This is a genomic window from Paraburkholderia acidicola (assembly GCF_002362315.1).
Classification (GTDB): domain Bacteria; phylum Pseudomonadota; class Gammaproteobacteria; order Burkholderiales; family Burkholderiaceae; genus Paraburkholderia; species Paraburkholderia acidicola.
The window spans coordinates 422,554-441,599 of sequence record NZ_MTZV01000001.1; the positions used below are offsets into that span (position 1 = coordinate 422,554).

General features: G+C 59.7%; 17 protein-coding genes and 1 riboswitch. Of the genes, 2 read left to right on the forward strand and 15 right to left on the reverse strand.

The genetic code is table 11. The features are described from left to right. Window positions 1–82 precede the first annotated feature (82 nt). From BWP39_RS01535 to BWP39_RS01550, 4 genes are all read right to left on the reverse strand, one after another. Window positions 83–628, reverse strand: coding sequence for a GNAT family N-acetyltransferase (locus BWP39_RS01535; RefSeq protein WP_096716610.1), 546 nt, complete (start codon window positions 626–628; stop codon window positions 83–85). 11 nt (window positions 629–639) lie between these two features. Continuing rightward, entirely contained in the window at window positions 640–1,413 is a 774-nt protein-coding gene (locus BWP39_RS01540) for an ATP-binding cassette domain-containing protein (RefSeq protein WP_096716611.1), read from the reverse strand. After that, window positions 1,410–2,384 carry an ABC transporter permease subunit gene (locus BWP39_RS01545; protein WP_096716612.1) on the reverse strand — a complete coding sequence of 325 codons (975 nt, stop codon included), beginning with the start codon at window positions 2,382–2,384 and terminating at the stop codon, window positions 1,410–1,412. The genes BWP39_RS01540 and BWP39_RS01545 overlap by 4 nt, the downstream gene beginning before the upstream one ends. An 83-nt stretch (window positions 2,385–2,467) precedes the next feature. After that, window positions 2,468–3,448, reverse strand: coding sequence for an ABC transporter substrate-binding protein (locus BWP39_RS01550; RefSeq protein ID WP_096716613.1), 981 nt, complete (start codon window positions 3,446–3,448; stop codon window positions 2,468–2,470). A gap of 482 nt (window positions 3,449–3,930) precedes the next feature. Then, window positions 3,931–4,134, forward strand: a riboswitch (cobalamin riboswitch). Between the two features lie 89 nt (window positions 4,135–4,223). On the opposite strand from BWP39_RS01550, the gene BWP39_RS01555 reads away from it, so the two are divergent. Then, a complete protein-coding gene (locus BWP39_RS01555; RefSeq protein WP_096716614.1) occupies window positions 4,224–6,215 on the forward strand; it encodes a TonB-dependent receptor domain-containing protein in 1,992 nt (663 codons plus the stop codon). A gap of 127 nt (window positions 6,216–6,342) precedes the next feature. Here BWP39_RS01555 and BWP39_RS01560 read toward each other — a convergent pair whose 3' ends face one another. From BWP39_RS01560 to BWP39_RS01600, 9 genes are all read right to left on the reverse strand, one after another. Next, window positions 6,343–7,539, reverse strand: coding sequence for a type II toxin-antitoxin system HipA family toxin (locus BWP39_RS01560; protein ID WP_235851349.1), 1,197 nt, complete (start codon window positions 7,537–7,539; stop codon window positions 6,343–6,345). Continuing rightward, window positions 7,536–8,012: a helix-turn-helix domain-containing protein gene (locus BWP39_RS01565; RefSeq protein WP_096716615.1), complete on the reverse strand. Its 477-nt coding sequence runs from the start codon at window positions 8,010–8,012 to the stop codon at window positions 7,536–7,538. The genes BWP39_RS01560 and BWP39_RS01565 overlap by 4 nt, the downstream gene beginning before the upstream one ends. Window positions 8,013–8,153: 141 nt before the next feature. Then, on the reverse strand, window positions 8,154–8,948 hold the full coding sequence (gene hisN / locus BWP39_RS01570; RefSeq protein WP_096716616.1) for a histidinol-phosphatase: 795 nt from the start codon (window positions 8,946–8,948) through the stop codon (window positions 8,154–8,156). 63 nt (window positions 8,949–9,011) lie between these two features. Next, window positions 9,012–9,398, reverse strand: a complete 387-nt coding sequence (locus tag BWP39_RS01575) for a TIM barrel protein (RefSeq protein ID WP_268877159.1) — start codon at window positions 9,396–9,398, stop codon at window positions 9,012–9,014. Window positions 9,399–9,509: 111 nt separating this feature from the next. Further along, window positions 9,510–10,526 (reverse strand): glycoside hydrolase family 3 N-terminal domain-containing protein, encoded by a 1,017-nt coding sequence (locus tag BWP39_RS01580; protein WP_235851351.1) that lies wholly within the window; start codon window positions 10,524–10,526, stop codon window positions 9,510–9,512. Between the two features lie 2 nt (window positions 10,527–10,528). Next, window positions 10,529–11,575 (reverse strand): glycoside hydrolase family 3 N-terminal domain-containing protein, encoded by a 1,047-nt coding sequence (locus BWP39_RS01585; RefSeq protein WP_096716733.1) that lies wholly within the window; start codon window positions 11,573–11,575, stop codon window positions 10,529–10,531. Window positions 11,576–11,763: 188 nt separating this feature from the next. Continuing rightward, the gene (locus tag BWP39_RS01590; RefSeq protein WP_096716618.1) at window positions 11,764–12,345 is read right to left on the reverse strand and encodes a DUF1349 domain-containing protein; all 582 of its coding nucleotides are present in this window, start codon (window positions 12,343–12,345) and stop codon (window positions 11,764–11,766) included. A 39-nt stretch (window positions 12,346–12,384) separates the two neighbouring features. Further along, window positions 12,385–13,845 carry an amino acid permease gene (locus BWP39_RS01595; protein WP_170043820.1) on the reverse strand — a complete coding sequence of 487 codons (1,461 nt, stop codon included), beginning with the start codon at window positions 13,843–13,845 and terminating at the stop codon, window positions 12,385–12,387. Between the two features lie 38 nt (window positions 13,846–13,883). After that, the gene (locus BWP39_RS01600; RefSeq protein ID WP_096716620.1) at window positions 13,884–15,173 is read right to left on the reverse strand and encodes an aspartate aminotransferase family protein; all 1,290 of its coding nucleotides are present in this window, start codon (window positions 15,171–15,173) and stop codon (window positions 13,884–13,886) included. Between the two features lie 160 nt (window positions 15,174–15,333). On the opposite strand from BWP39_RS01600, the gene BWP39_RS01605 reads away from it, so the two are divergent. After that, window positions 15,334–16,242: a LysR family transcriptional regulator gene (locus BWP39_RS01605; protein WP_096716734.1), complete on the forward strand. Its 909-nt coding sequence runs from the start codon at window positions 15,334–15,336 to the stop codon at window positions 16,240–16,242. A gap of 41 nt (window positions 16,243–16,283) precedes the next feature. Here BWP39_RS01605 and BWP39_RS01610 read toward each other — a convergent pair whose 3' ends face one another. Beyond that, window positions 16,284–18,503 carry a xanthine dehydrogenase family protein molybdopterin-binding subunit gene (locus tag BWP39_RS01610; protein ID WP_170043821.1) on the reverse strand — a complete coding sequence of 740 codons (2,220 nt, stop codon included), beginning with the start codon at window positions 18,501–18,503 and terminating at the stop codon, window positions 16,284–16,286. Beyond that, the gene (locus tag BWP39_RS01615) at window positions 18,500–18,961 is read right to left on the reverse strand and encodes a (2Fe-2S)-binding protein (protein ID WP_096716622.1); all 462 of its coding nucleotides are present in this window, start codon (window positions 18,959–18,961) and stop codon (window positions 18,500–18,502) included. The genes BWP39_RS01610 and BWP39_RS01615 overlap by 4 nt, the downstream gene beginning before the upstream one ends. Between the last annotated feature and the right edge of the window lie 85 nt (window positions 18,962–19,046).

Consider the following 19,046-nt stretch of genomic DNA (forward strand, 5'->3'; position numbering starts at 1 on the left):
AGCCGTGGTATTGCGTCATCGTAAAGCCGACGATCAATCTTCAAACTATTGCCGTGGATACGTCCCACCGTCTTGACTGCGATTACTTCCACTCCCGCCTGAGAAGCCCATATACCCACGAATCCGATACCTCGCCATCCACGATGCAATCTTCGCGCAGCGTACCTTCGCGGACAAAACCGAGCTTCTCCAGCACGCGACCCGATGCCGTGTTGCGCGTGTCCGCCTCGGACTGAACACGGTTCAGGTCCAGCGTATCGAAGGCCCACTGCAACACCGCGCCGGCCGCTTCGGTGGCAAAGCCCTGGCCCCATGCCGCCTGATCGAGGCAGTAACCCATCTTCGCGCTGCGATTGTCCGGATCCCATCGAGACAAGGCGCACCAGCCGATGAACACACTGTCGGCGGCACGCTCGATGGCGAGCCGCGCACCGGTGCCTTCCTGCTCGAACTGCCGGCAAACCTCGATGAAGCGCTCCGCCTGTGCGCGGGTTTTCCAGGGCGGTGAGTCCCAGTAGCGCAGCACATGCGCGTTGCTCTGCAGCGCGAAGATGGCGTCCGTATCGGCTTCGGTGAAAGGACGCAATAGCAGACGAGCGGTATGCAGCGTGGGGGTGGGCAAGGACATCGCGACCCCACTCACCGCCCCACCCCACCCGCATTCGCATACGTATCCCCCACCATCAGATGCACGATCTCGTCACCATTCGTCCCAGCCACGAGACGCTCCCCGGCAACCTCGCCACGCCGTAACACAACGATCCGGTCGGCAATAGCAAAGATATCGTGCAGGTTATGCGAGATCAGGATCACGGACACGCCCTGCTCTTTCAACGCGGCGATCAACTCCATCACCTTGCGTTGCTCAGGTACGCCGAGCGCCGCGGTCGGTTCATCCATGATCAGCACACGCGCATTCCAGTAGATGGCGCGGCCGATTGCAATCGCTTGCCTCTGCCCACCGGAGAGCATCTTCACCGGCCCTCTGAGCTTGCGTTCAGGAATCACGATATCGAGCCGCTCGAGCACTTCACGTGCGACCTCGGCCATGCGCAACCGGTCGATCACCTCGAGCCCAAACTGGCGACGCGTCGGCTCGCGCCCAAGGAAAATGTTGCTGCCCACATCGAGGTTATCAGCGAGCGCGAGATCCTGATAGATCGTTTCGATCCCCTGCGCACGCGCATCCTGCGGGTCGCGCAGTTGCAACGGCGCACCGTCGAACAGCAACTGCCCCGCATCGGCATGGTAGACACCGGAGATGATCTTGATCAGCGTCGACTTGCCGGCGCCGTTATCGCCCGCCAGTGCCAGCACTTCACCGGCCATCAGTTGCAGCGACACGCGCCGCAGCGCTTCCACACCGCCAAAGCGGATCGAGATGTCACGCGCTTCGAGGATCGGCGTGCTCATTGCGCACCTCCGAGCCGTTCCTTGTACTGATCGATCAGCACCGACATGATGATCACGATGCCGACCACGATAAATTGCCAGAACGCGTTGACGTCGATGAACACCAGTCCGAACTCGATCACCGCAATGATCAGCGCGCCAATCAATGTGCCGATGACATTGCCGGTACCGCCAAACAGACTCGCCCCGCCGATCACAACCGCCGCAATCGAATCGAGCAGCATCGGTTCGCCCGCATTCGCAGCGCCCGCAGCAAAGCGCGCCGTATAAACGATGCCGCCAATCGCGGCAAACGCCGCAGCGATCAGATAGATCATCAGCAGATGGCGCTTGACGTTGATCCCGGCGCGAATCGCCGATTGCGGATTGCCGCCGATCGCATACGTGTACTGGCCAAAACGCGTCTTCGACAGCACCCAGTGCATGATGAGCAGCAAAACAACCGTCAACACGACTGGCGTCCAGCCATGGCCCAGCCAGACCAGACCGGCATTGTCCACGGCCACGGTCATGCCGCTTCCCGCTGCGAGAAAACCCGCACCGCGCGCAACCCCATACATACCGAGCGTGCCAATAAAAGCAGGTACGCCAAGCCGCGCGATCAATACGCCATTCACGAGCCCCGGAATCGCGCACACCGCGACAGTCAACGGAACGGAAAACAGCATGACCCACGGCGAGCCGCCACCCAGTAACGTAAATTGCGCGACACACACGGCGGCGAGTCCCATCACGAAGCCCACCGACAGATCGATGCCCGCCGTGATGATGACAAATGTCTGGCCGATCGCGAGCAGTAGCGGAGCACTGGCTGCGAGTCCGATCGATTGCAGGTTGTAGGCGTTGAAGATGAACGAGCGATGATCGGATATCTGCGCCCACGCTTCAAAGAACACCAGTAGCGCGCCCAGGAAAAGCCAGGGCCACACCTTGCTGATCAGGGCGAGTCTGTCGAGCCGTGAGTTATCCATCGAATCTTCCGGGAAATCGGCAGTAATGCCCGCGTATGCACATCGGCACACGCGGGGGCAGGTTCTCGTGCGAGAGCGCCTGCCTAGTTCGAATAGATGTACTGCTTCATGTCCGGCTGGTCGATGTTCGTCTTGTCGAGCACGACAAAGCCCGTGCTCTTGAACGACGGAATCTTCTTGCCACGTATCAGGTCGGCCGCGTACTTCACGCCGTAATAACCGATCTCATCGGGACGTTGTGCGATCGCGATGTCGACGAGCCCGCTTTTGATCTGCTGATCGACGCCAGGCACCGCATCGAACACGACGACCTTCACGACGCCCTGCTTGCCCGCAGCCTTGACACCTTGAGCAGCGCCGCTGCCGGAGAAAGTATTCGCGCCGAACACGCCCGCCAGATCGGGGTTGCGCGCCAGAACCGCAGCCACATGCGACGCGGCGCGATTTGCATCGTCTTCGTTATATTGCGTTTGCAGCACCTTGATGTTCGGGTGCTTCTTCATCTCTTCCAGGAAACCTTCGGCACGCGCATCGGTGCTTGAGATTCCCGGCTTGTTGTTTTCGCAGTAGACCGTTCCCTTGTCGCCGATAACCTTCGCAAGCGATCGCGCGGCCACGCGTCCGCCTTCCAGGTTATCCGATGCGATATACGACAGCGGAAAGTCCGCGTCGCCCTTGCCGGTCTGATAGTGGCCATCGCCGATATACGTGTCGACCGTGATGACCTTGATGCCTGCGTCAGCGGCTTCTTTCAGCGGTCCGATCAACTGCTGCTTGTCGACGGGCGAGATCAGCAGGACGTCAGGGCGTTTCGCAATGAAGGCCTTGAGAATCGGCACCTGCTCGGTGGTATTCCATGCTTTGGGCACCTGGAACAGCAACTGCACATGCTCTTCGTTTGCAGCGCGTTCGGCACCGCGATGCATCGTGAAGTAGAAAGGATCGGTGACACCCGGCAGCAATGCGACCACGGGATTCGCGGCATCCGCGTGTGCCGGCCCAGTGAACGAACCGCCAACGATCGCCGCCAGCGCGACCAGATAGTGGGAAACGATGCGCTTCATTCTTGTCCTCCTCCTGTTGAGTCCGACGAACGGTGCATAACCTCACTTCTTCCGACTTGCTTCGACCTTCGCGAAGCAACTGCGTCCGGCAAGTGGGCCAGTATACTGGCGAGCATCAACAGCGAGCCTGGTGTTTTCCTGCATCGTTTTCTCCATCGTCGCACCGCGAGGCCAAGCCCGTTCGATAACGGTCGGTGTGTTCGCCCTACGCAAAACAGCGCCCGGTATTCACGCGCGTATGCCATTCTTTTCGCTGACCGGTTCGTCGATACACACGGAGGTGCGTGCTGTTTCGAGTTGATCCTCGATCGCTTCGACGACATGCAGAAATTTGTTCAGGGGGACGGACTATCCCCCGAACAGGGGAGTGTGATGGGGGTAGGCGCGCCGCAAGGATCGCGGTGCAGAGGGGGACGTTGCAAAAGCGCGTCGTAAAAGCCCTGCGTTTGCCCGAAAAGATTGACTGCGTCGCTCGGGAATCGTTACGCTCTCGCCTCGATGGTTCCCGTGATAGGGATAAAAGGGAACGCAGTAGTCGCGTCGGTGGTTCGACGCTTCGAGTCTGCGGCTGCCCCCGCAACTGTAAGCGGCGAGTCCGTGCCACTCATGACCACTGGGAAACCGGGAAGGTCGGCACCGGGCGACGACCCGTGAGCCAGGAGACCTGCCATCAACCGAGGTCCTGCAGCCGCGCCGGGCGGGGTGTCCCGAAGCGCGAGCACCGCATGATGCGGTTGCGTGTTGCAAGGACGGCTCCGACCTCTGGATCTGTCACATGGCTAGCATTATTAGAAAACGCGCTTCCTTTCAGGAAGCTTTCTCTTGTCACGTTGCGGGCGTTGCGGGGATTTCCGCTGCCCTCGCCCTCTCGCTGGGCGCATCGATCGCGCACGCGGCTGACGATTCGACGTCGTCACCGGCGCCGCAATCTTCCCCCGACACCACGACTACGCTGCCGAACATCGTCGTCACCAGCGATACGCAGCATCTGCCGCAATCGTTCGATCAGCGCTACGCGACGACCCACGTTCTGACGCGTCAGGATCTCGACCGCCTGTCGCCCGCCGATCCCAGCATCACGCAGGCACTGGCTACGCTTCCCGGCGTTACGGTTGCACAGAATGGCGGGCCCGGTTCGACGGCGTCTGTCAGCATTCGCGGTTCGTCAGGTGCGCAGGTTGCCGTGTTTATCGACGGCATCCGGGTCGGCTCCGCCACCACGGGCACCGCCGCATGGGCCGATTTGCCGGCCTCGGCCTTTGAGCGCGTCGAGGTCATTTCGGGGCCGGCGGCCGCATCGTTCGGTGCGAACGCGATGGGCGGTGTCGTGCAGCTGTTCACGCGCCATTCGGCGAATCAGCCCAACCAGACGACGATCTCGACCGGTGGTGGCTCGAACAAGACCTTCGATACGCAGATCCGTACGTCCGGCAGTATCCCCTCGACGGGTCCGCTTGCTGCGCTTGCCGGGCTCACGTATTCGCTGGGACTGCACGACTACAACACGGCTGGGATCGATACGACCCAGCCTTACGCATACGGTCACGAAGCGGGCCGCAATCCCTACCACGCGCAGGATATCGACGGCCGGCTCGGCTATGCGCACGGTGACTGGTCGATTTCCACGTTCGCGCTTTATCACCGGTCGGATCTCTCGTACGACAATGTAGGCGGCGACAACCGGCAACTCGATCACCAGCTGACGACGGGCGTCGCATTCCACTGGGATATCGCACCGAACACGCAGTTCGACCAGTCCGTCGGCTACGCGAACGACCGCCAGTTTTACTACACCAACAGCCCGGGTATTCCGAGCGACAGAATCGACTCGACGCGCCTCAGCACATCGACCTCGCTGACTCATCAGGAAAAGGGCTTCAACCTGTTCGGCCTGCCGCTGTCGGGCGAAACGAAGCTTGCCTACGATTTCTCGCGCGAACAGGCCTTCCTGCCCGTCGACATCCCGACCGGCGTGCCGACGCGCAACGATTCCGCGGTGTCGCTCCATCAGTCGGCCACGCTCGGTGCGCTCACGGTGTTTCTCGCGGGACGCCATGAGATTGTCGAAGGCCAGTCGGTCAACACGGGCAATGTCGCCGTGTCGTATGCGATCACGCCGGTGTACACGGCGCGACTGTCATACGGCAACGCGTTCCGTCTGCCGACGTTCAACGATCTGTACTACCCGCAATTCGGCAACCCGAATCTCCGGCCCGAGCGCAGCGATTCAGTCGAAGCGGCGCTCGACGCGGCCACTTCGTTCGGCAGTTTCTCGGTGGCGATCTACAACACGCGCGTGCATAACCTGATTGCGTATAACTCGGCTACGTTCGCGCCGGATAACATCGGCGAGGCGCGCATCCAGGGCATCGACCTCTCGTACAAAGGCACGATCGGCAAGTCCACGCCGGTCAGTCTTGCTGTGGGTATTCTGAATCCGCAGGACATCACCGACCGCAGCTGGCTCAATCGTCGCCCGCGTCAGACGGTCAACCTGAGCGTCGATCACACCTGGGATGAGTTCCACCTGCATGCGCTCAGCACGGGCGTCTCCGTGCTGTACGGTGGGACGACGTTCGACGATCAGTTCAATGCGATTTATCTGCCGTCTTATACGCGGGTCGATTTGCGCGCTTCATATCGGGTCAACTCGCATCTCACGGTGTCGGCGAATCTGTCGAATCTGTTCAACCGGCAGTATGTGACGGCGTATGGATATAACTCGCTCGGGCGGACGGCGTTTGGGAAGGTTGCTTATACGTTTTAGGTTTGTGAAGTAAGGCCGGCCGCGGTGGTGCTCCGGTCGGCACTTATGCGTGTGCGGCGAGGCGAAAAGCAGGCTCCATCTGCTGCTGCTCTCTGCTGGAGATTGAAAGAGAGTCGGCAATCGTCCGTCATTGCGACACAACCTGAATCTGGTTCGACATGATTTCTGCTGCCTGCCCGGCGGAAATCCTGAAGTAAGGTGCGACGGACTGCGCCAACGCCAGATCCATGGCGTTGTCCGCCTCACTGATATTGAGTTTCAGCCCGTGTGCGTGGGGAACCGGGTTCATATCGAATGCGGGAGCAAGTGCCCAGCCCCTGCCCGGTTGCAGCAAGAAACCGTGATTACGCAAGTGATCATCGGTATTCGACACAAGCAGGTTGAAGACAATGCGTGACCACAACTCTCGCAGATCGAGGTCGGTACTCGCACCGTCAGTCATCAACACCTGCGCGATTTCCAGGTAGCTGGCACCCGTCGAGGCATCGTCACCATCCTGATGGCCGGTCAGGTTCATCGCGGAAGCGAAGTGGCGACGCCGCCCCGGCGCCGTACGATCGAACCGCTTGACCAGGAACGTGTGGTGAGCGCTGCCGAATCGCCTGATCAGGGCCTCTGGCACGTTGAGCCCGCAGACTCTGGCCAGCGTGTGTACGACCATTTCCCAGGCTCCGACGTTGTGGTCGTCGCGCACACTGGGAAACTTGGCGATCCAGAGGTGTCCTGTCGGATCGACCACGCTAGCTTTCGGACGTGCGCCGCCCAATGAACCGCCGGGTGCAATCAGCATGCGCAGCCATTCGTCGGCTTCGCTCGCCGTGTTGTCTGTGTCGCGCTCGAGAGCGAGGCTCGCAGCCTCAAGCGCGCGCAATTGTACGAAAGGAGGGGCTGCAACATCGTGCTGATCATCGAGGAACGGCCCTTCATCGTCGCGTCGAAAACGCAACGCGCCGGCACGATAGCTATCGTGCACGCCCAGCAGGTAGTCCGATTCATAGAGCCGCGCCTTGGGGTCGGCCTGACCGGCGCGTTGAGCCCGCTCCAGCCTTCGGCGCATCAACAGGCGTCCCCATCGGTCCGGGCTAGCGTCGCTGAATGCGCCGAACGTCTCTTGTCCCTGCGGCGGATATTGCCGACCCGCAAACCAGCCCAGCCGCGGGTCGAGATTGAGACCTGCCAGATCCAGCCGGCTCAGCACTTCGCCTTCGAATTCGTATTCGAAGACTTCCTGGGTGGCAGCGGGACGTGCGTATAGCCGCCCCAACCTGATTGGCTCGGCGAGGCCGTCCCAATCGCCATAGACGGCAATCAGCCCGTTGCTCATTTCGCCGGTCCCTTTTTGTTCGGCTTCGGCGTTCTGATCAGAGAGGCCAGGCTTTCGGCGCTGACGAACGTGTCGTCCGCAATCCAGTTGCTCGCTGCTGTCGGTTCTGTCTTCGTGGCAGGCGCTGACGGAGAAGCACTACGTCCGGGCGCTGCGGGTACGGCTTGCTTTGCCGTACGTGCGCGTCGCGGTAACGCGGCGTCCTGGAGGTTCCGACCGAGCGGGTCATCCCTCAGTAAGAGATCCAGGTCCTTTTCCGCACCCAATACCTGCATGACAGCCAGGTAGGCGCCTATCGTGACCCCGGAACTCCCTTTTTCCAGACTCCGCAACGTCACGGGTGTCATCCCTGCCCGCTCCGCGACCTGCTTGCCGGTCAGGCGTCGGCGCAGGCGGCCGAGGCGCAAACGCTCCCCGAGCTGCTGCAAGCGCAGCTCGGTTGCGGGTAGCAGAGGAGCAGTTTTTTTGGCCATAAGGTTAATATTACTACCTTAATTTGCGGAAAAGGAAAGAATAATATCTCTTAAATTTCCGTGTGATGACCAGATTGATGTTCGTATCTTGCGCAGCGTGCTGGCAATAGATATACGCCGTTCTATGAATCTCCTGAGCGCTCAAGCACCACCATTGAGCAGCCGCAGTGCCTCGGCGTGGAGATCCGGCGTCGCCGACACCAGGACCGGGCCACCTGCTTCGGCCCGCTCACCATCGAGCCTCGTTACCACACCACCGGCCTTCTCGATGATGGGGATCAGCGCCACGATGTCATAAGGCTGTAGCGAAGGCTCGACCGCGAGGTCGATGTGGCCTGCAGCCAGCATCGCGATTGCGTAGCATTCTCCGCCGTAGCGGGTCATGCGCACGGACGCAGCCAGCCGGTCGAACCCTTGCCTGATGTCACCGCGATAATGTTCGGGCGAGGTTGTATGCAGGATCGCCTGTGACAGGCGGCCGACGTTGCGCGTGGCCAGACGCTCGCGCTTGCCCGCGCGCTCGCTCCATGCGCCGTCAGAATCGGCCCAGAAACGTTCGCCGGTGAAGGGCTGACTCATCATTCCCAGCTCGGCACGGCCGTTGATCGTGAAGCCGATCAGCGTGCCCCACACAGGAATGCCACAGATGAAAGGACGGGTTCCATCCACGGGGTCAAGCACCCAGCAGCAGGGACCACTGCCCGTTTTGCCCAGCTCCTCCCCGAGGATTGCGTGATCGGGATATCTAGCCGAGATCTCAGCGCGAATCGCAATCTCGGCCTCACGATCTGCCTCGGTGACAGGGTCGAAGGTATAGCCCTCCTTGAACTTCGTGTCGACCGCCAGTTCGGTCCGGTAGCGCGGCATCGTCTGGGCATCGGCGATGTCTGCGAGGTGGTGAAGGAACACAATGTCGGGTAGTGTTGGCAAGGCCATGAATGTTGGAATGTTGGAATACGAGGTGTCTGAGGATACGGGCCGACTCGCCAGACTGCACAATCACGCAGCAGGCTGAACCAGCGTATCCATCAGCGCCTTCAGCTCGCGCGCGACCAGATAACTGTTCTGTTGCTGTTGACGCTTGCAGAACAGCTCACAGCTCCACCAGCCTTCATATCCCGTTGCCTTGACGGCGTCGGTCCAGTCCTGAAGATCCAGCACTCCGGTGCCCGTTGGCACGTCCCGAAGCACGCTCTCGTCCGGTATACCCCCGTCGAAACGAAGTGAATCGCAGACATGCACGCCATAGATCACACCCTTGTCGAGCTTCGCAACGTCGTCGGGTGTGACCCCTGACGTATAACAATGCCAGTAGTCGATCACGATCCTGACGTTCCCGCGCTCGGCTCTTTCAATCAATCGCAGCGATTTTTCAAGCCCACTCACTGGCGCCTACGACAGTGTCTCCAGATACAGGAGAGGGAGCAGATTCACTCTTAGGCACTAGCTCGATGGAAAACCGGGGAACCTGCGCTGCAGCGCTCCCCGTTCTACCAGTCAAACGAAGTGGTAATCAGCCAGCTTGTGAACGGCTGCGGCTGCCGCCTTAAGACGTGTCGCGTCAAGCTTGCCGTTCTGAACGGCTTTCTCGATGGATACCGCAATTTCATCGATGTGCGGCACGGCCTTGGGCGACAACAGGACAAGGTCTGCGCCGGCTAAAAGTGCATCGACTGTGGTGTCTCCGAGGGACCGGTTCCCAATGGTGGCCTTGTGGTCGATGTCACAGGTCATGACCAGTCCTCCAAAGTCCAGCTCCCGCCGCAAGAGCGCGATCAGCTCAGCCGATAATGATCCTGCGGTCACAGGCTGGACTGCCTCGAAGCGCGCCGGCCCCATCATCACCGCGCTCACGCCCTCTTCGATTCCAACCCGGAATGCACCCCATTGAGCCCGCAGTTCATCCAGTGAGGAAGGTACCGTTGCGTCCAGTGAGCCTGGATGGCCTCGCAATACAGGATGCCCTGGGAAATGCTTCAGAGTCGTCTTCAAGCCTGCACGGCGAGCACCGCGAACATATGCACGCACCATGCGCGATGCGGTCTCGGGATCGTCGGCCAATGTACGGCCCTCGAGCCACGGGTTCTTTCCTGTCAAAACGTCAGCGGTTGGAGACAGGACGAGATTGATACCAGCGTCGACCACTCCACATGCCGCCTCAAAAACGACCTGTTCCAGTTCGGACTCTGACATTCGTTGCGCGGCTTCACGCGATGGCAGTGGTGCGCATACCCCTTGCAATCGATGGACGGCAGCGATATCGGCGTCAGCTGCCAATATCAGTTTGCCTGCACGCGTCGTCACCGTTCTGATCGCATCCTGCCAGGCACCGAGCGTTTCCCGCTTGAGCCTCTGTTCGCTCATTCTGCCGGTGACGTATTCGTCCCCCGTCTCCCCGAACAGGAGGCTCCTGCCACCATTGTCCAGGAAGCGAGCGATATGATCGTCGATGTCCAGCGTTTCAAGCACCGGAAACAGCATGGCATGCGCGAGGCGAGACACTTCGCTGGTCACGGTTACGTGCTCCTTGCGGTAAGCGTCCCGACGTCGCGCCCCGTCTCCAGGTTTCGCGCCAGCGAGCGCACCCGGTGAGCCGCTTCAGCAAGCCGCTCCTGTGCAAGCGCCCCACTCTTTACGGCTTCGACGATCGTCCCGACGATGACGTCAAGACCCGATTGACTGGAGACAAGCAACAGGTCGGCGCCGGCACCCAGCGACGCGACTGCCGTCGCCGCGATTGTCCGGCCGCGCAGGATACCGGGCGCGTCAATGTCGTCTGAGACGATCAGGCCTTGGAAAGCAAGCTCTCCCCGCAGAAACGACAGCGTGTCGTGCGAGGTGCTGGAGGGTTTGTCGGCATCGATGGCTGGCACCAGCGCCGGACCTGCCATCACCGCGCTCACACCTGCATCGATTACATCTCTGAACACGCCGATCGTGGGTTGCAGTTCATCCAGGGTGGCCTTGACCACCGCCTCATGCAATGCCGGATCGAGCTCCGTCACAGGATGCCCAGGGAAGTGCTTCGCTGAAGCAGCGACACCGGCCGCCTGCGCACCGCGCACAAACGCGCATGCGATACGGCTCACTTCAGCCGCATCGGCGCCAAGGTTTCGGCGCGCGAGCCACGGGTTGATACCGGTGACCACGTCGATTATCGGCGCCAGGAACAGATTGACACCCAGACCCCGGGCCGCTGTCGCTACCGCGGCCGACTGCTTTGTAATTTCGTCCGCGGAAAGGCTACGCGCCGTTTCGAAGTCCGGTAGAGCCGGTGCCAGCCGATGCAGACGCTGAATGCCGCCGAGCTCTTGATCGATGGCCACGATGACGCCGCTTCCGGCATGACGTCGCGCGAGTTCAACGACATGTTCGAAGTTGGCAGCGGTCTCATTCGCACGCCGTTCGTCACTCATGGCACGCGCGACATACTCCTCGCGGCTTTCGCCGAGGAGGATGGAGACGCCACCGTTATCGAGGTAACGCAGAACCACGTCGTCGAGTTCAAGACCGCCAAAGGCCGGGAGCAGGACCGCGTGAGCGTCCTGAATAAGATCGTTCAAGGAAATATCTCCAGTCGGGTAAAGGTGCGCCATCCAAAGCGCCCTGTGGTGCGCGCATCGATCGTCGCTTGCTATAGCAATTTATCGCTCAGTATAGATCGATATATGGATGCGTCAAGGGCGAATGCGCGCAAAATGACGCTCGATTATGCTCGATCTGGAATCAATGAACCACATCGCCGGGCGGGCTATTCGTCGTGGAGGCTCCGGTCGATTGCCGGCCCCACCTGAAAATCGCGAAATGTCGCTTCAAAGCCAGCTCGCTCCGGAGAGGAGCACATCACGCCTACGTCGATGCTTTCGGTAGGCGGAAAATACGCCAGTCTCGCGAGTTGCCACCGCTTGTCCGATTCGCGTAGATATTGAATCCGTACGGCTGAACCGTGCCTCGTCAAGCGCAATCGCAACGCGTTGGCCGAGCTCGCCAGAGGCTGCATCGACCAGTCGGAATAGTTGTTGGTAACGACGACAGACATGCAGAGTTGACCATCGGAGAATTCTGTCCCGGCTTTGATCCAGTGCGCCTCGCTTTGACGCATCATCAAACCGGCCTGGTCGTACAGAACCTCGTAGCGAGCATCGACCGTGACCTCTGCGGAAAAATCTCCTGTCACGGTGACGTATCCAAAATGACCCGTATCGCGCCAGAAGTCATAGAAAGTCCCGCGCCAGAAATCTGTCCGATCAGCGGTTTTGACCCACAAGGCGCCGGAGCGAATCTCAGATGCCTGCGGCGCGTTAAGCCAGTTCAGCTCATGCAAACTTGCCATATGTCACCTCGTTTTCATCGGTGCGTGATCGAAGCCGATCTACAGCCTCGCTTGCCGGGGCCCTGCGACACCACGGTCCAACCTGCCCCTCAACGAAGCCAGCCACCAGATAGCGCCCATTGCGAGTGCTGCAAGTGTGGTGATGGCCGCGTCATGATTCTCATCGGGTAACGTCAGCGTGACGATGACGACCAGGGTCCATGCCCCACCGGTCACGATCATGGGCACAAGCCAGCGACCAAGATCGAACACCCCTTGCGGCGCACTCGGCATATCGCCGCGGCGATGTGCCAGATAAGCGGCGACCAAGGTCAGAAAGTAAGTCAGGTAGTACGTCAGACCCACCATCGAGTAAATCACCGTGACAAATCCACCGCTCGCGAGATTCAGCACTACCGCAATGACCGTGATCAGGACAATTGCGCCTACGGGCGTACCGAACCTCGGATTGACGGACGACAGAAACCCCGAGCCAGGTAGCATCTTGTCCCGCGACAACGCAAACGTCATACGCGTCGCCACCGCCATGTTCGCAATCAGGCAGGCGAGAATCGACGCGAACGCTACGACAACCATCACACTGCCCGCGACGCGCCCGAGTTGCAACCGGACCAGATGTATGACCGGGTTCTCCGAATGCGCCAGAAGTTGCTCTACCGACCCCGGAATGGCCATTCCCAGCAAAGCGAACACGACGATACCGAGGACACTCGATACTACAACCGCCCTGATCATTGCCCGAGGCGCGGTCTTGCGAGGATCCCGGGTTTCTTCGGCAAGGTCGGCGGCACCTTCCCATCCCAACAGCACGGAAACCGGCAGAAGCGTTGCAAGTGCGATCGTAACGAAATGAATTGGCTGCTTGCTGACAGGATTAGTGTCGACCAGAATCCCCAATCCCTGCGTGTGAGGAAAAAAGAAGAAGACTCCTCCGATCAACGCGAGCGTCAGTACGACTGTGCCGATGAGCTCGATACATGCCCCCAGGTCGTTCATTCGTGTTGCGATCCTGATGCCGAACACATTCAGGACACCGACGACAACCGTTGCGCCGATACTCAACAGTTGAATCTGCAACTGCGTCGGGTTGGGCCATATCTCCGGTGCAAAAACGCTCCCGATAGCCGCCGACGTCGCGGCGGTACCCGCAGCAAACGAGATGAATGCCACCCACCCGGTGAACCAGCCGAAGTGATTCCCGGCCAGCCGGCTCGACCACTGGTAGGCATAGCCCGTCAGTGGAATCCGTCCCGCGAGGTGCGAATAAACCATCACGATGCAGAACACCAGCGGGATGACGACGAGCCACAGCAGAATGCCCACGCCACCCACCCGGGTAAATGGATCCGAGAAAAGGGTGACCACCCCTGTGTTGATCGAAACCATCGAGAACGCAAGGGCGAAGGACGTGAAGGATCCCATCGTGCGATGCAGCTTCTGCTGATAGCCAAGCGTGGCTAGATCCGCATCGTCGGAGGCTACCTGCTGCTCATCGCTCACTTCCGGGGCGCGTGCATCGTACGCTGTGGAGGGGACACTCATTTGACGTTCTCCTCGATCATTCCCAGCACCTCGTCGAGGACATCAAGGGCGCGCGCAAGCAAAGGACGCTCGATGTCCAGCGGCGGCTTGATCTTGATGAGATTGCCCAGGCCGGCGTAGCGACTTTCGCCGAACAGCACGCCACGCTCAACGCCGAGCCGATACACCTCCTGCGATTCGTGACGCGCGGGCGTCTTCTTTTCCCGATCGGTGACGAGCTCGAACGACACCATCAGACCCGGGCAGCGGACCTCGCCAATCAGCTTGCGGCGCTTCTGCATCTCGAGCAGTCGCTGGGTGGCATATTCGCCCGATTCCTTTGCTTTCGCGCAAAGGTTGTCTGCCTGAATGGCTTCAATCGTGGCTACGCCTGCCGCGAGCGATACGGGGAAGTGACCAAAAGTGAGTGCCTCTTCCCCTTCATCGAACCACGTGAGACGCTCATCGGCGAGAATACCCGCGAGCGGGAAACCACCCCCGACGCCCTTGCCGAACACAATGATGTCGGGCAAAACATCGTAATACTCCGAGGCCCACATCGTGCCCATGCGGCCGAAGCCTGTCTGAACCTCGTCCAGAATGAGCAGAATGCCGTGGCGGTCGCAGATTTCGCGTACCCCCTTGTAATACGAACGCGGAAATTCTATGTGACCGCCATTTCCCTGTATCGGCTCCATCATCACCGCGGCGACAGGACCGTCGACCCCTTTGGCGATGGCGTCCTCGAGGAGCCCAAGGCACAACTGCGACTCCATCTCGGGATCCATCCCTAGGCGACTGCGATACGGATAGGGATGCGGAACCCGCGTAAATCTCGGCTGGATCGGCAGGAACGGATTGTTCGGATGGGGCCAGCTGGCACCCAGTGTCGCCAGTGAGCGACCGTGATACCCGTCCTGCAGAACGATAAGGTTCTGCGCACCCGGACGATTCTTGAAGGCCAGCTTCATCGCCATTTCTCCAGCGAGGCTGCCATGCAACGCAAACCCGATCTGGTTCAGATTCCCCGGGGCGATCTCCTGCAGTTTCTTGACCAGCGCGCGACGCGGCAGCGAGTCGAAGTTCGGCCGGATGTGCATCATCTCGCGGGTTTGAGCGATCGCCGCCTCGACCACCCGTGGGTCATTTGCGCCGAGGTTGTTGGACCACGCCTGCGCCGTGCAATCGATGTACTCCTTGCCCGTGTCGTCCCACACGAGAGATCCCCGTGCGCGTACGAGCGTGATTTTGTCCGAGGACTTCTGGCCAGCAACTTCTTCCGTTGTGAATGCGTCTTTTCCACTCATGTCTCTATCTCCTGTTTCGCGGGGCGCCAGAACTGCGCCTTCGATCGAATCCTAGGAGGTGTAAACGCTGGCTAGAATGATGAAAAAAAAGTGTATATATTGGAAATACCAATAAATGATGGCGCGGTCCCGACGTGGCACTGCGATGATGGAGTTTTCGATGCATAACTTTGGGTTCGATCTGCGGCAATTGCGTGCCTTCGTGACGGTCGCCTCCGAACTCAACTTCCTTCGGGCCGCGCAGTTATTGCACGTGTCGCAGCCGACACTTTCGCAGACCATCCGGCAACTGGAAGGAACCCTCGGCGTCTCCCTTTTCAATCGCAACACCCGCAACGTTGCGCTCACGCAAGCGGGCGAAGAACTGGTCAAAGACGCGAAAAAGATTCTGGACTATGCGCAGAAGTTCATCGAGAACGCGGACGATCACGTTCGGGGAATACGCGGCGTACTCAATGTGGGGTTCCTGACAGGCACAGGTGTTGATCTGATGCCCGAGGTATTGCGTGCCTTTGGTGAAAAATATCCAGAGGTCCGCGTGCTGGTCAAAGAGTTCGACTTCTCAAAGCCGGAGGCAGGCATCAATGAGGACATGGATGTCGCGATACTCCGACCACCGGTTAGCACCGAGGGCGTTGAACTTGAGATCCTGCTCGAAGAGACGTGCGTGGCATGCCTGCCTCAGGCTCATCGTCTGGCCAAGGCCGCTAACCTGAGTATTTATGACCTTCTGGACGAGCCCATTGTCGCGGCGCCCAGTCAGGGTATCTGGCGAAACTACTGGATTGCTGACGACTACCGTGGCGGGCGGGGAGCTAAGGTCGTTCACGAAGCCGCAACAGTGGAGAGCGAACTTCAGGCAGTGGCATCAGGACGCGGCATCAGCATCACTGCATTGTCGACAGCCCTCTTCTATTCGAGGCCCGGTGTCGTTTTCCCGCCCATTCGCGACATGCCGCCCTGCCGGATAGCGGTCGCCCTGCCTCAGACGGCCACGAAGGCGGCGCGCAATTTTGCTGATATTGCGGTGAATGTCGCTGAAGCGCACCGTGCGCGCGAAGCCGTCTGAGCGGCTGGTCATCGAGTGTCCCAGCAAGCTAAGTCTTCAATTCAGTAGTTCGTCTTGAACTCTGCGGGGGTAAAGGGTGTCTTTCGAAGTCGAACACCGGTCGCATGGAATACTGCATTACTGATTGCAGGCGCGACGGTCAACGCGACCGGCTCGCCTGCACCGACCGGCGGCTGATCAGGACGGTTCAACAACGAAATCGTGATCTCCGACGGTAATTCGCTAAAACGCAGGATGGGGTAACTCGTCCAGTCCAGCGACAACATTGCCTTGCCGTCAAAGTGCACTTCTTCCTTGAGCGAACGGCTAAGCGCCTGAACCACGCCCCCTTGTATCTGGTTGCGTAGCCCGTCAGGATTCACAATCAAACCGCAGTCGTGTGCGACAAACACACGTGTGACACGAATCTCGCCACTGTGAGTGTCCACCGAAGCCTGGCACACCATCGCTACATAAGCTCCACCTGGCTCAAGTTGTGCGAGCGCAACCCCAACACCCTCGCGAACCGTGGCACCACGCCTGTTTGCATTGGCACGACGCGTAGCCCAGTTCGATATCGCTCTCACCTCTCGAAGAACCGCGATCGCGCGCGTGTCGCTCAGATGTGCGAGGCGTAACTCGACTGGATCGCGCGAAGAAAGGCTGGCTAACTCATCGAGAAACGACTCATTCGCGAATGCATTTGCCACTGCTCCGAGACCACGCATTGCTGAAGGACGCAGGGCGCCATCGGGTAGCCAACGTACTGCGACCCTTTCGTCAGTAAAGTGGTAAAGCGTTCTTGCACAATCGTCTCCGCCGTAGCGAATCGGCTTGGGTGACAGCCCCAGCATTCTGCCCGGCAACAGGTTTCCCGCATTACCAAACGGCCGCGAGATGTGCGTCGGGGTGGATACCAGGTATGCCCAGCTATCGACCCTTCCTGTTGCGTCGATACTGCCTTTAACCTGAATTTCCATTGCGGGACCTTTGGGATCCCAACCGTGTTCGTCATGCCGCATCCATTGCACGCGGACGGGGCGTTTAAACGCCTGCGAAAGAACCGCGGCTTCGGCCGACGCGTCGTCCGCGCCGTTATGACCGTAGCATCCGGAACCTTCCACCCAGACAAGACGCACTTGGCTTGCTGGCAGATTGATCAAGGCAGCGATGGCGTCGCGCGTCCCAAACGAACTTTGGGTCGCGGACCATACGACCGCAGAGTCATTCCTGACATCTGCGACCCCACAGGAAGGTCCGATCGACCCGTGAGTTTGATACGGTGTCCGATAGGTGACGCTCAGGCGCTTCGACGCCTTGTCAAAAGCGTGACTGGCATCGCCAGCTTGACGTAATTCCTCAGTCTCCCCCTGCTCCGCACGCATCGTGTCATATATCGCCGAACTCTCGATCGAGTCTTGCGGCAACGTCCATTTGACTACGAGCGTCCGCGACGCGGAGACCGCCTGGAACTCCTGCTCGCAGACGACCGCAACGAAGTTATGTTTGACGAAAACAGCGATGAATCCCGGCAGATCAGCCACGCTGTTCCGATCCACGTCTATCAACGTTGCGCCACTGAGCGGCGGATGAATCACGCGAGCGTGCACCATGCCCGGTAGCCGTAGATTCTGAAGGTACGCGTGAGTACCGGCCACCTTCTCCGGCAGATCAATCCGCTGAACCGGCTTGCCAATTACATTAAAAGCGGATGCTCGCTTTAACGTTGCCTCTTTATCGACCGGCAGTGTCGCCCATGCTGGCGGGATCACATCGCCATATGCAACCGCGCGTTGCGGATTTGAGGTTACGCGGACATATCCGTCCCGGGTACTCAACTGACTTATCGGCACCGCCAGCGCGTTCGACGCCTGTTTGACCAGAAACATCCGGGCCGTCGCGCACGCGCGGCGTACCGGTAGTGCGCTGTTCTTGATCGTCATGCTGCCAAACGTCCCTCCCTGATCGACAGCAATGGCAGTGTCGCCCATTGTCACCGTCACACTCGCAACCGATATGTCGAGTTCCTCAGCAACGAGTTGCGCGAGTGCCGTCTGCACGCCAGTGCCAAGTTCCACCTTCCCTGCGTACAACGTAACCGCGCCATTCCTTGCGATCGAGAGCCATGCGCTTATATGTCCCGCGTCCTGCGATTTCGGCGCTTCGGTTTCACTGCCTGTAACCGCATACGCAGGCGAAATCGACCGTGGCATGAACAACGGAAACGAAAACGATATGGCGAGACCACCGCCCATTTTCAGAAGCTGCCGGCGGCTGGTCATACCGCCCCTCCTTTGGCTGCATCTTCCACAGCGGCGAGAATGCGGAAATGAGTCCCGCATCGACAAAGGTTGCCGTCCAGCGCCGCAACGATCTCATCCCTTGTTGCATGAGGTGTCTTATCGAGCAGAGCCGATGACGTCATGATCATGCCGCTTATGCAGTAACCGCATTGTGCAGCCTGGTGTCTCACGAATGAGGAAATCAACGGGTGCGGTGGATCGCGTCTTGCAAGCCCCTCGACTGTCGTGACGGGTTGTGTAACTGCCTGCACCGGAATCACACAAGAACGTATTGCCGCATTGCCGAGATGCACCGTACACGCCCCACATTGAGCAAGCCCACAGCCGAATTTGGGTCCGTTTAGGTGCAACTCATTGCGCAAAACGTAGAGCAACGGTGTGTCAGGACTCGACGCGACCTCATGTGGCGCTCCATTGACAACAATAGTCTGCGGCATGCTTGTCTCTCGGATGGATGAGTGCAATGCGAGGGGTTCCAGCGGCTTTTCCCTGAAGTCAGGTGTTGCTTGACCAACGACCTGC

Coding starts and splice junctions, on each gene's coding strand:
- BWP39_RS01535 (WP_096716610.1), bottom strand. CDS start 628: ATGTCCTTGCCCACCCCCACGCTGCATACCGCTCGTCTGCTATTGCGT.
- BWP39_RS01540 (WP_096716611.1), bottom strand. CDS start 1,413: ATGAGCACGCCGATCCTCGAAGCGCGTGACATCTCGATCCGCTTTGGC.
- BWP39_RS01545 (WP_096716612.1), bottom strand. CDS start 2,384: ATGGATAACTCACGGCTCGACAGACTCGCCCTGATCAGCAAGGTGTGG.
- BWP39_RS01550 (WP_096716613.1), bottom strand. CDS start 3,448: ATGAAGCGCATCGTTTCCCACTATCTGGTCGCGCTGGCGGCGATCGTT.
- BWP39_RS01555 (WP_096716614.1), top strand. CDS start 4,224: ATGGCTAGCATTATTAGAAAACGCGCTTCCTTTCAGGAAGCTTTCTCT.
- BWP39_RS01560 (WP_235851349.1), bottom strand. CDS start 7,539: ATGAGCAACGGGCTGATTGCCGTCTATGGCGATTGGGACGGCCTCGCC.
- BWP39_RS01565 (WP_096716615.1), bottom strand. CDS start 8,012: ATGGCCAAAAAAACTGCTCCTCTGCTACCCGCAACCGAGCTGCGCTTG.
- hisN (WP_096716616.1), bottom strand. CDS start 8,948: ATGGCCTTGCCAACACTACCCGACATTGTGTTCCTTCACCACCTCGCA.
- BWP39_RS01590 (WP_096716618.1), bottom strand. CDS start 12,345: ATGGCAAGTTTGCATGAGCTGAACTGGCTTAACGCGCCGCAGGCATCT.
- BWP39_RS01600 (WP_096716620.1), bottom strand. CDS start 15,173: ATGAGTGGAAAAGACGCATTCACAACGGAAGAAGTTGCTGGCCAGAAG.
- BWP39_RS01605 (WP_096716734.1), top strand. CDS start 15,334: ATGCATAACTTTGGGTTCGATCTGCGGCAATTGCGTGCCTTCGTGACG.
- BWP39_RS01610 (WP_170043821.1), bottom strand. CDS start 18,503: ATGACCAGCCGCCGGCAGCTTCTGAAAATGGGCGGTGGTCTCGCCATA.
- BWP39_RS01615 (WP_096716622.1), bottom strand. CDS start 18,961: ATGCCGCAGACTATTGTTGTCAATGGAGCGCCACATGAGGTCGCGTCG.